The organism is Bacillus sp. FSL K6-0138, from assembly GCF_037982765.1.
In the GTDB taxonomy this organism is placed as follows: domain Bacteria; phylum Bacillota; class Bacilli; order Bacillales; family Bacillaceae; genus Bacillus; species Bacillus glycinifermentans.
On sequence record NZ_CP150286.1, the window covers coordinates 4298193 to 4310085 of the forward strand.

Annotated in this window: 12 protein-coding genes; 4 read left to right on the forward strand and 8 right to left on the reverse strand. The window is 47.0% G+C overall.

Features of this window, described 5'->3' with window-relative positions; all coding sequences use genetic code 11:
• Positions 1–16: 16 nt before the first annotated feature.
• Entirely contained in the window at positions 17–832 is an 816-nt protein-coding gene (locus MHB78_RS22555) for a glycosyltransferase family 2 protein (protein ID WP_046130621.1), read from the reverse strand.
• 230 nt (positions 833–1062) lie between these two features.
• Between MHB78_RS22555 and MHB78_RS22560 the strand changes: the two genes are divergently transcribed.
• Positions 1063–1875, forward strand: a complete 813-nt coding sequence (locus MHB78_RS22560; RefSeq protein ID WP_046130622.1) for a bifunctional hydroxymethylpyrimidine kinase/phosphomethylpyrimidine kinase — start codon at positions 1063–1065, stop codon at positions 1873–1875.
• Positions 1876–1918: 43 nt separating this feature from the next.
• Here the strand turns inward: MHB78_RS22560 and MHB78_RS22565 are convergent, their stop codons facing one another.
• From MHB78_RS22565 to MHB78_RS22585, 5 genes are all read right to left on the reverse strand, one after another.
• The gene (locus tag MHB78_RS22565; protein ID WP_309245937.1) at positions 1919–2179 is read right to left on the reverse strand and encodes a hypothetical protein; all 261 of its coding nucleotides are present in this window, start codon (positions 2177–2179) and stop codon (positions 1919–1921) included.
• Positions 2180–2236: 57 nt separating this feature from the next.
• Positions 2237–3676 carry a sucrose-6-phosphate hydrolase gene (locus MHB78_RS22570; protein WP_046130674.1) on the reverse strand — a complete coding sequence of 480 codons (1440 nt, stop codon included), beginning with the start codon at positions 3674–3676 and terminating at the stop codon, positions 2237–2239.
• 16 nt (positions 3677–3692) lie between these two features.
• On the reverse strand, positions 3693–5075 hold the full coding sequence (locus MHB78_RS22575; protein WP_046130624.1) for a sucrose-specific PTS transporter subunit IIBC: 1383 nt from the start codon (positions 5073–5075) through the stop codon (positions 3693–3695).
• Between the two features lie 248 nt (positions 5076–5323).
• Entirely contained in the window at positions 5324–6154 is an 831-nt protein-coding gene (locus MHB78_RS22580) for a PRD domain-containing protein (protein WP_046130625.1), read from the reverse strand.
• A 42-nt stretch (positions 6155–6196) separates the two neighbouring features.
• Positions 6197–6484 (reverse strand): hypothetical protein, encoded by a 288-nt coding sequence (locus tag MHB78_RS22585; RefSeq protein WP_046130626.1) that lies wholly within the window; start codon positions 6482–6484, stop codon positions 6197–6199.
• Between the two features lie 460 nt (positions 6485–6944).
• Between MHB78_RS22585 and MHB78_RS22590 the strand changes: the two genes are divergently transcribed.
• Entirely contained in the window at positions 6945–9365 is a 2421-nt protein-coding gene (locus MHB78_RS22590; protein ID WP_046130627.1) for a S8 family serine peptidase, read from the forward strand.
• 134 nt (positions 9366–9499) lie between these two features.
• Positions 9500–9748 (forward strand): hypothetical protein, encoded by a 249-nt coding sequence (locus MHB78_RS22595; RefSeq protein ID WP_046130628.1) that lies wholly within the window; start codon positions 9500–9502, stop codon positions 9746–9748.
• 2 nt (positions 9749–9750) lie between these two features.
• Here the strand turns inward: MHB78_RS22595 and MHB78_RS22600 are convergent, their stop codons facing one another.
• Positions 9751–10752 (reverse strand): LLM class flavin-dependent oxidoreductase, encoded by a 1002-nt coding sequence (locus tag MHB78_RS22600; RefSeq protein ID WP_046130629.1) that lies wholly within the window; start codon positions 10750–10752, stop codon positions 9751–9753.
• A gap of 80 nt (positions 10753–10832) precedes the next feature.
• Between MHB78_RS22600 and MHB78_RS22605 the strand changes: the two genes are divergently transcribed.
• Positions 10833–10976 (forward strand): hypothetical protein, encoded by a 144-nt coding sequence (locus tag MHB78_RS22605; RefSeq protein ID WP_164918184.1) that lies wholly within the window; start codon positions 10833–10835, stop codon positions 10974–10976.
• Positions 10977–11056: 80 nt separating this feature from the next.
• Here the strand turns inward: MHB78_RS22605 and nfsA are convergent, their stop codons facing one another.
• The gene (nfsA, locus tag MHB78_RS22610; protein ID WP_046130630.1) at positions 11057–11806 is read right to left on the reverse strand and encodes an oxygen-insensitive NADPH nitroreductase; all 750 of its coding nucleotides are present in this window, start codon (positions 11804–11806) and stop codon (positions 11057–11059) included.
• Between the last annotated feature and the right edge of the window lie 87 nt (positions 11807–11893).

Genomic DNA, 11893 nt, shown 5'->3' on the forward strand with positions numbered 1-11893 from the left:
TTCAACCTCCCTAACGTTATACTGAACTTACGCTGACGAGTCTCGAAATGACAGGCTCTCCGTCCCATACGATTTCACTTTCGGCCTCTCTCTTTCTCATGGCCGGCTCTTTAAGAAGCACGAAAAAGTTTTTTGTCGGCAGCTTGCCGAGTTGATGTTTTTCACACAATACGTCCAAATAATACTGCCTCATTCCGCCCAGATTTCCGGATTGATTGTCTCCCTGCTCTGAAAAAGCATAAATGACGCTCGCGGCAGGCACCCTTTTGATATGAAACTTCTCTGCTGCACGCAGGAAAAAGTCCCAGTCCCAATAATTGTGGACATCCGGGTCAAAATATCCGATTTCATCGTGGAGAGATCGTTTATACATGCTTCCTGAAGGGACATATGTAGAAAACTTCCTCATTTCCTCCACATCAAACGAATAAGCGAAAAGCTGACGGCTTGTCGGGATTCGCGCATCGCCTTTGGTTTCAAACGATACGATTTCGGCATCTGAATAAACAAAATCCGCCGTTTCAAGAGCTTTTGCCATTCTTTCCATATGGCACGGAGTGAAAAAGTCATCGTCATCACAAAGCATAATAACATCTCCGGCCGCTTCTTTCACCCCTATATTTCTCGCTTTTACATGTTTTACATTTTCTTTCAGATCGATCACCTTGATCGGAAGTTCTGAATAAAGATACTGCACAACGTCAACTTTTTCGCCTGCGTCATTTACGATGATCACTTCAAACGGCTTAACAGATTGTTTGGCAATGGATTCAAGCAATTCGCACAAAGCGTGAATCCGATTGTGCGTTACGATTACGACCGATATATTCATAACAGGTTTATTAGCGCTCCTTCATCTTTCAGTTTATTTCCTTATTAAATCATAAAAAGAACGATTTCACATGCATCAAAAGGCGCCCTGGCTTTTTCATATGATAAATGGCTGAAGGACCGCTTGCCTATAACATTTCAGTCAATTCATTGTACTCTTATAAAAAGCTGTCTATAATAAAAACTATATCAATCTGAAGATGGAATCTCTTTTATGGAGGCTTGACAATCATGACAATGCACAAAGCGCTGACAATCGCCGGCTCCGATTCAAGCGGAGGCGCCGGAATACAAGCGGATTTAAAAACATTCCAGGAAAAGAACGTATACGGGATGACGGCCTTAACGGTGATCGTCGCCATGGATCCGGAAAACAGTTGGAACCACCAGGTGTTCCCGGTCGATACGAATACTATTAAGGCACAGCTCGCTACGATCGTCGATGGCATCGGCGTCGATGCGATGAAGACGGGAATGCTGCCTACCGTTGAAATTATCGAGATTGCGGCAAAAACGATCAAAGAACACAATATGAAAAATGTCGTTATTGATCCGGTCATGGTATGCAAAGGAGCAAACGAAGTATTGTATCCCGAGCATGCCAAAGCTTTGCGGGAGCTTCTGGCGCCCCTTGCGACGGTTATAACGCCGAATCTGTTTGAAGCCGGACAGCTCAGCGGTCTTGGCGAAATCACGACCGTTGAACAGATGAAGGAAGCGGCAAAAGCGATTCATGACCTTGGTGCCAAGCACGTCCTCATCACCGGAGGAGGCAAGCTGAATCACGAAAAAGCGGTTGACGTGCTATTCGACGGACGGGAAGCTGAAGTGATCGAAGGGGAGCGGATCGACACCCCATACACACATGGCGCAGGCTGCACCTACTCGGCGGCGATAACGGCCGAACTTGCTAAAGGTTCAAGCGTAAAAGAAGCCATTTATGCAGCCAAAGAATTCATTACGGAAGCCATTCGCGAATCATTCCGCTTAAATGAATACATCGGGCCGACAAAACACTCTGCTCACCGGCTCAGCGGAAAATAAGAGAACCCCTTTTAAAGGGGTTCTTTCATTCTTGACGGAAGGATTACCCGTCCTGATTCGCGCTTATATTTCTTGCCGATGATTTTAAAAAAGCTTCGATCGATTCTACAAAAAGGGCATATTCTTTCATTTGTTCGTACGTGCCTGAAAGGCTCTCTTTTATCTTTTCCATTGGAATGGTTTGTTCGTCAATATCACGGATCAGCTTCCTTACTTGCAGGAGCAATTCGTTGTATTCTTCCCTCGTATCCTCAATATGCTCTGCTATTTCTTTCAAATGCGATGCTGTCAATCGTTTTTCCAAAGAAACAACCCCTTTGCACTGCACAATATCTAAAAAAAGCATATCATAAAGGGATTTTCAAGCCAATGTCCAAGATGTCACATCCGCATTGATCTCTTTTCTGGCGGAGATCGACACACGATTATTTCCCGGGTAAGGAAAATATCGCGCTGTAAACACTTCCTCTCCGCCGTTGACGAAAATTTCTATAGAAGACGAGTCCAAAAAGATGTTTACATCTTTAAGCCTCTCAACCCGGCAGTGTCTTGCTTCCGTTCTTTCATCAACATAGCTGTTCCTTTCTAAAGTCAAGAGACCGTCCGTTTTGCTGTAAATCAGGCGGGCCGCTCCTCTGAAGGATATCTCAAACCCTTCTTCTACATGCTGCGGAATCAGCAAAATCTCCGCTTTTTCAGGTTGGTTTACATCGAGCATTTCAGTATCCTGCTTGAGAGAAATGTGAGCGTTTTTTTCGTTTTGACGCAGGGTTCGCAGCTCCTGAACCGGCTTTTGAACCAGCCGGTTGTTTTTCAGCGATAATTCCCTCGGCAATGTCATACAATGCACCCATTCATTCGGAATCGTCGGCTGGCTTTGTTCGTCCTGATCGGGAACCCCCATCCAGCCTATTAAAATCCGCCTGCCTGATTCATCCTGTGTCGTCTGCGGCGCATAAAAATCAAAGCCGCGGTCAAGCTCTTCAAAATCGCCGTGCCTAAACGCCGGTTTCCGCTCATCTATTTCCCCGACGAAATATCCCGACTGATATACATTTTGACAGCGGAAGCCTTCCGCTTTTAATCCTTGCGGGCAGACGATCAGTATATCCTTTCCATCGAGTGTGATCATATCCGGGCATTCCCACATATACCCGAACTCGCCGAGCTGATCTGTATTAGAGCCGGTCAAGTCGCCGAGAAACGACCATTCCGTCAAGTTTTGGGAAGTAAACAGCACCGCCCTTCCTTCAAGCCGCTCTGTCTGTGCGCCGAGCACCATGTACCAGCGCCCGTCTTTTTTCCACACTTTCGGATCGCGGAAATGTGCCGTATATCCTTCGGGAAGTCTTGCGACGACTCCCCGTTTTTCAAATGAAATGCCGTCTTTTGAGACAGCAAGACATTGATAGGTCTCACGGTTTCCTTCCTCATCCCGGACATTCCCTGTATAGAAGACGTGCAGCATGTCCTTCTCAGCGATCGCGCTGCCTGAATAGCATCCGTTTCGGTCATACCAATCGCTTGGCGTAAGGGCGATCTCTTCGTGTCGCCAGCGGACAAGGTCCCTGGAAGAATAATGTCCCCAGCATTTGGCGCCATGTCCCGTCTTAAAAGGCATCCACTGATAAAAAAGGTGGTATGTGCCTTTCCATTGAATGAAACCGTTTGGGTCATTCAGCAGTCCGACAGGCGGCATGATGTGATAATGCAGGCGGTATGGATCTTGATTGACAATATCTTCATACTTTGCAACCCGTTTCATGGCTTGTTCGCGAAGTTCCTGGTCACGAAGGTTCATATTTGCCGATCCTCCATCAGTTCTTTTTTTCATCTTCATTGATCCCTAAGAAATAAGCTGTGATAAATGCAGTGACGACAGCAATGCCCATTCCGATTAAATAGTTGACAATATTCGCCGTTCCAAACGGTGCGGCGATCGCGATCATCGGGATTCCCGTCAAGCCGTAGGCGTTTGCCGCAACGTTTGTGAAGACGACATATGCTCCGCCGAGCGCCCCGCCCGCCATCGCGCCGATGAACGGCTTGCGGTAGCGAAGGTTGACTCCGAAAATGACCGGTTCGGTAATGCCAAGGAATGCTGAGAAAGCAGCCGGCAACGCAATTTCTCTTGTCTTCGCCCGTTTTGCCAGGAAGAAGACGGCAAGCCCTGCACCGCCTTGGGCGACATTCGCCATCGACCAGATCGGCAGCAGGTAGTTTCGGCCGATATCGGCGATGAGGCCGGCCTCAATCGCATGAAAGCTGTGATGAACGCCGGTAAGAACGATAAGGGAATATGTCCCGCCGAAAATCAATCCCGCAACAGGTCCAGCATGATCGTACACGAAGGTCAAAACATTCGTAATTCCCGAACCGAGTCCTCTTCCCAGCGGCCCGATCGCAATAAAAGCGATAAATCCAGTTAAAATGATCGTCAAAAACGGTGTTACCAAAAGGTCAATCGCATTAGGGACAAGCTTTCTTGTCCACTTCTCAATTTTACTCATGAGATAAACTGCCAAGAGAATCGGAATCACTGTTCCCTGGTAGCCCAGCATCTCAATTGGTATACCGAAAAAGTGCAATACTTCCGGCTTTGCTTCAGCAAGTCCCCATGGATTGAGGAGGCTTGGATGAATCAAAATCCCCCCGATGACAGCCCCCAAATACGGATTTCCGCCAAATTCCTTCGCCGCGCTGACACCGATCAAAATCGGCAGAATGATAAATGCAGCACTTGAAAACATGTCAAGCAGCTTAAAAAGCGCCGAATCCGGGCTGACCCATTGAAACGCTTTCATCATTCCCAAAAGACCCATCAATAAACCGCTTGCAACAATGGCCGGAATGATCGGCACAAAAATATTTGACAGCGTTTTCGCGAATCGGGCTACAGGGTTCATGTTTTGCTTTGCAGCTTCATTATGCTGAACCGTCTCTTTTTGATCAAGCTGAAGCGCTTTTGCAAATTGCTCGTAGACTTTATTGACAAGCCCCGTTCCAAAAATAATCTGGTATTGACCTGAACTGGAAAAGGCTCCCTTTACGCCGTCAAGCTCTTCTATCTTTTCCTGATCGATTTTTTCCTGGTCTTTCATGACCAAGCGCAGTCTTGTCGCACAATGAGCCGCGCTGATGATATTGTCTTCCCCGCCGAGCAGCTCGATGAGGCGTTCGGCAATTTCTTTGTGATTCATGATGACTCCTCCTTTTTGTTTTAAAAAAAGCAGAAAAGACCTAAAATTCGCCAACGAATAGAGGACATATTCTTCCCCACTCATGTAAGCAAATTTTAGGTCTTGCCTGCTTTACCAGTCACAATCCCCGGTATTTATTTTTGATACGCTTTCATTTTATTATGTGACAGCGCTTTCGTCAATTGTTTTTTAAAAAATATAGGAAAATTGAACGAAAAAAAGCCTGATTGCACGAACATCAGGCGGTATCACATACGGGAATCTTGTAAACGCTGGACATGCAGCGTAATGTAGCCGACCTCCGATTCCGGGAGATCAAGATCATATTCGGTTTTTACGTAATCCGCCAGCCCTGCCGCACACCGGTAGCTTTCAGGATACTTCTTCCGGATGAAATAAAGCATGTCATCGTCCATCACGTGAAATGCCTCATTTGATTCCAGCCGATTGACCGCATACCTTAAATGCGTGACAAGACGCTGATAGGAAATGCTGTCTTCATCAATCGTCCGATTGAAGCAGCATTCGATTTTTTCAATCATTTCTTTGATGATCGTCGTGTATTTAATCGTCTTCTGCATGTTTTCCGCATCCATTTTTGCGGTATGAATATGCAGCGCGATATAACCCGCTTCATCATCAGGCAAATCGACACCGAGCCTCTCTTTTACGAAGCCGATCGCCCAGAGTCCGATCTCATATTCTTTTTTATAAAGCGCTTTGATTTCATTTAATAATTTATTTTGAATTACGAATCCTTTGCGGATTCGTTCAATGGCAAATGATAAATGATCCACAAGGGAGATGTGGACATGATCGCTCAGCGGTGCGGACAGCTGCCCTTCCGCATAGCTGATAATCTCTTCGGCAGCTTCAATATGTTCTTCCGGAAGCGTTTCGAGGATTTGTTTGAATTTCTCGTTTTCTTCATGAATGGTAAAAATTTTCTCCACCTTTTGTGCTGAAATGGTGTCATTTTTACCTTTTTGAAAAGCGATTCCCGGGCCCATGACAATCTTTTCCTGACCATCCTCCTTTATTATTGCTGCATTGTTGTTCAACACTTTATAGATTTTCAAGGCTGTCACCCACTTCCCGTTATGAGTGGGATTTTACCTTGTTTATGTGATCATGTAAAGTTCAGGTCCTGCTCTCACCCGTCTTGACGTTTTTTTGCACACATCAGGGCCCCTTTCTTTCATGGCATCTGCCGGCAATACCCGCCTGTATTCCAGCATGAGCTCCCCATTCCTTTCCGGTTGCTTGGCAACCCCTCCGGAATACACCGCTCTTTGCTCATATGTACGCCCGGCTTCCTTGAGCATCTTCTCCAGACTCCCGCGTACGGGCATCACCCAGCCCAGAAGTACGGTAATCCACATTTTTAAAAAAGAAATCATACCCTTCACACCAATCCCTCCAATTTTTTAAAACTAGCAACTCTATGAAAACTCCTGACACTATCTTATCCCGCCAAAATGAAAATGTTTGTCACAATGTGAGTGAAAAAAGATACTAGTTTTTAGAAGTTTTGTTGAAAACTGAAGGAATCGGCTTGAAAAGATCGCACACAGCCGTTTTAAACTTATTCACACGTTATCCTAAGGATAAACACAGATTACCCACAATACATATCCACATATCCACATGATTATTCAACATTTAGTACAAGAACAAATATTCCCCACTATATCTATACACAAGTTTATTAACATATACACAATAAAATGTGAATAAACACGAATAGCCATTCACCAATTCATTGAATCTCTGAAAATCATTTCTATATAGAGAAGGATTTCGGTAAAAATGAGAGAATATTTAAAAAGTTCGAAACTCTAAACATCGTAAACAAAGGGGGAAAACGTGTTGAAAAAAAGGGTTATCCGCTATTCCATTTTTGCTTTCATTCTATTTTTCACTCTATCTGCTTTCCTCACCGGAGTTCAGGCAAAAACGGCATCTGTGAAAGCATCTCCTGAACTGGAGAAAGCCGAGATTTTCGGAGATATTGACGTGACATCTGACAAACAGACAACCGTCATCGTTGAATTGAAAGAAAAATCGCTGGCTGAAGCAAAGGCCGAAGGGGAAAAACAAACAAGGGCCTCCTTAAAAACGGCGCGCAGCAAAGCGAAAGACAAAGCTTTTAAAACGATCAAAAAAGCAAAGATCAAACGCGAATATGACAGGGTTTTTTCCGGGTTTTCTATGAAGCTGCCCGCCAGTGAGATTCCAAAGCTTCTGTCCGTCAAAGAGGTGAAAGCCGTTTATCCTAACGTGACCTATAAACCGGACAATATCAAGAGCAAAAATGTAACGCTGGCCGCTGACGAGATTTATCCACAGATGGATAAAAGCGCGCCGTTCATCGGCGCGGATCAAGCATGGAAATCGGGATACACCGGGAAAGGCATTAAAGTTGCCGTCATCGACACCGGCGTTGATTATACACATCCTGACCTGAAGAAAAATTTCGGTCCTTACAAAGGCTATGACTTTGTGGATAATGATTACGATCCGCAGGAAACGCCGGCAGGGGATCCCCGCGGAGAAGCAACTGACCATGGTACTCACGTTGCCGGTACAATCGCCGCCAACGGACAAATCAAGGGTGTGGCGCCTGAAGCTACCCTCCTTGCTTATCGCGTGCTCGGCCCCGGCGGTTCCGGAACGACCGAAAACGTGATTGCAGGAATCGAAAAAGCCGTCGCCGACGGAGCGAAAGTTATGAACCTTTCCTTGGGGAATTCGCTGAACAGCCCCGATTATGCAACGAGCATTGCGCTTGACTGGGCGATGTCCGAAGGCGTAACCGCCGTTACATCAAACGGCAACAGCGGACCGGACAACTGGACCGTCGGATCGCCTGGAACCTCGCGGGAAGCGATTTCCGTAGGCGCCTCCCAGCTTCCTTACAACGAATATGCTGTGAAATTTTCTTCGTATTCCACGGCTAAGCTGATGGGATACGATGAAGAAAAAGACGTACAGGCGCTGAACAACAAAGAGGTTGAGCTTGTTGATGCAGGACTTGGACAAGCTGACGATTTTTCAGGGAAGGATCTGAAAGGCAAGGTTGCGGTAATCCAAAGAGGGGCTATTCCGTTTGTGGATAAAGCGGAAAATGCGAAAAAAGCCGGAGCGATCGGAGCCGTTGTCTACAATAATGCGGCCGGCGAAATCGAAGCCAATGTAATCGGCATGGCCGTTCCGACGATCAAGCTGTCGAAGGAAGAAGGGGAAAGCCTCGTTCAGCAGATAAAGGCCGGTAAGCACTCGGCGGCCTTCTCGTTTACATTGGCAAAAGAGCTTGGTGAAACGATTGCATCCTTCTCATCCAGAGGACCTGTCATGGATACTTGGATGATCAAGCCGGATGTCGCGGCGCCTGGCGTCAATATCGTCAGCACGGTTCCTACGCACGATCCGCAGCATCCGCACGGCTACGCGTCCATGCAGGGAACAAGCATGGCTTCGCCTCATGTGGCCGGAACGGCTGCGATTCTAAAGCAGGCCAAGCCGGACTGGACGCCTGAGCAAATCAAAGCCGTTCTCATGAATACGGCGGCAAAATTAACGGATGAAAACGGAAAGCTCTATCCTCACAACACTCAAGGGGCGGGCAGCATCCGGATCATGGACGCCCTCAAGGCTTCTTCAATCGTGGCGCCGGGCAGCCATTCCTATGGAACATTCATGAAGGACAAAGGAAAGCAAACAAAAAAACAGACGATTACGATCGAAAACCTTTCATCATACAGAAAGTCCTACCAGCTTGACTATTCTTTTAAAGGGCAGGGCATTTCCGTCAAAGGCACGAAGCAGGTCACAATCCCAGCACACAAAACAGGAAAAGCCGTTGCAAAAGTAACCGTCAACTCGGCCAAAACAAAAGCGGGGACTTATGAAGGCACCGTCACCGTCCGCGAGGGAGGCCAGAAAGTTGCCGAAATCCCAACCTTGTTAATCGTGAAAGAGCCCGACTACCCGCGCGTGACATCGGTAACCGTTGAAACGGGCGCAAAGCAGGGAACATATACGGTTGAAGCCTATTTGCCGGGCGGAGCGGAAGAGCTTGCATTTCTCGTTTATGACAAGAACCTTGAGTTTATCGGTCAGGCCGGCGTCTATAAAAATCAGGGGAAAGGCTATCAGTCCTACGGGTGGAACGGCAAAATCAACAATTCAGCCTCACTTGAACCTGGTGAGTACTACATGCTCGCTTATGCCGTTTCAAAGGGGAAATCGAGCTACGTCCTGACGGAGGAACCGTTTATCGTCGAATAATGACAAGCCTTGTTGAGAATCACTCAACAAGGCTTTTTTATGTTAAAATACGGATAACAAAAATTTCCTCGCGTTCACGGGAGAACTTCTTCTCTTCAAAAACGTGAAAAAAGCGACCGGAGGACTGCGTATACATGATTTCATTTCTCGTATTGTTCAGCTTATCCTTCATGGCTGTCTGCTTTATCTTTTTCACGGTTTTGTATGCCGCAGTCAATCTGCAGCAAAAGCAAGCGAATCCGTTTCAGAAAGCGGCGGAGCAAACGGTTGACACCGTCCTCCTTTTGCCGCTCAGCTGGCTGTTTACAGCCGCTTATACCACCGGCCTCTTCTTCCTGATCCCCGTCCGCTTTATGTTAACGATCTTCCAGAGAAAACGGTAAATTCAGTTTTGAAACGCTTCAGCCAAAAGGCGGTATGAATTCAGTTTATCCCGGAAATCGTGCGTGATCGTCACCGCCATGATTTCATCGGCTCCGTATGCGCCGGCCAGGGCAAGCAGCTGTTGTTTCACCCGCTCTTTTGTGCCGATTACCATACGCTTGCGGTTTTCCTCGACTCTCTTCTTCTCATAAGGCGAATATTGATACGATAAAGCCGTTTCCAAGGACGGAAAACCGTCTGTCACCATACCCTGTTCATTCGCCAATAATGAAAAATCAAGGCTTTTGGCAAGGCGTTCCGCCGCGTCTTCCGTCTCCGCACAAATGACGAACACGGCGACGGTCACCTTCGGCCGTTCTCCCAATACTGAAGGCTTGAACCTTTCTTTATAAAGCCTGACAGCGTCTTCACCGCCTTCGCCGTTAATAAAAAGGGCAAAGGTATAAGAAGCGCCGACTTGCGCGGCTAGCCTCGCGCTTTCTCCTGACGACCCAAGCATCCATACCTCAGGAGCCGACCCGACATTCGGAGATGCGGTTAAATTTGGAAAGCGGTGGTGTTCATCAGCTTGATCATGCAGATATGTGATGAGGTCCTGAATCTGCTCCGGATACTTGTCAGTCTTGCGCCTGCCGCCGTCCTGCAAAGCCATCGAAGCGATCGGCATCCCCCCAGGCGCCCGCCCAAGCCCGGCGTCGATCCTGCCCGGTGCAAGACCTTCCAATACCCGAAAGTTCTCAGCAACTTTATATGCGCTGTAATGAGGCAGCATGACGCCTCCAGATCCTACGCGAATGTTTGCCGTCTTGGCCGCGATATACCCCATTAAGACTTCAGGGCTTGAGCCTGCAAGGTTTCTTGAAAAATGGTGCTCTGATACCCAAAACCTTCTGTATCCGAGCTTTTCAGCCATTTGCGCAAGCTCGACTGTCTGTCGCAAAGCCGCTTCAGGGGTGCTTCCTTCGGAAACGGGCGACTGATCCAATATGCTTAGCGATATCATGTTGTTTCACCCCGGTTTACTTTTTTGGCGTAAAAAGAAATAATAGTATCTAAGCGAACATCAAAGGAGCATAAGGATTGATGAATGAGAAAGAGCCACTACAAAAACCGGACGCGCCACATGAAGAAGAAAACTTTGCAAAAGGCTGTTTATTCGGAATCCTTTTCAGTCTTCCGATTTGGCTCATTGTTTATCTTCTGATCAAGCATTTCATCATCAAGTAGAGACAAAGCGCATGTTAAGGCCGCCGATGCGATCGGCAGCCTTTTGCTTTGGAAGCGGAGATTTTTGCTGCCGCTTCCCTTTATCTTTTATTAAACCCTTTCTCTTTCACAAACCGATTCATGTACGTTCGTTTCGGCTCTTTGAGATTTTGGGTGATTTGCTCTGTCCACTTGTCGGTCCGCTTGCCGTTCGTCCTGTTTTCATAATAGCTTGAAATGGTTTCATCATATGCAGTCAGATGCTTTTGAAAATCGCCTTCATCCACATTGTAGGTATTTTCATGATAGATATGTTCAAGCGGCAGCCTCGGCTTTTTCGAAGACGGATTGGCCGGATGGCCGACGACAAAGCCGAACAGCGGAAGTACGTATTCAGGCGTTTTCAGTATCTCCGCGACTTTCTCCAAATCGTTTCGAATCCCGCCGATATAGCAGATGCCAAGCCCCATCGATTCCGCCGCAATCGCCATGTTCTGGGCGGCAAGGGCCGCGTCAATGACGCTGACCATAAATGTCTCCGTTCCTTCCAGAGATTCCTTGATGTCCTCTCCTTTATTCCTGGCGATTTTGTCATGCCGGTAAAGGTCCGCGCAAAAAACAAACAGATGGCCGTTTTTCTCGACATACGGCTGATTACCGGCCAAAGCGGCGAGTTCCCGTTTTTTGCTTTGATCGGTTACGCCGATGATCGAGTACGCCTGAATATAGCTTGAAGTCGATGCGCTCTGGGCGCTTTCCACTAGAACGCGGATCTCTTCTTCCGTCAGGCGCTCATCTGTGAAAGACCTGATCGAACGGTGATGTAATATCGTTTCAATCGTTTTATTCATCTTTAGACCTCCTCTTTGTCTTTATCATATCCAACATCTGCACATCTCTAAAGCAAAACGTCTTGAAAAAGTGTTCAATTCCGTATG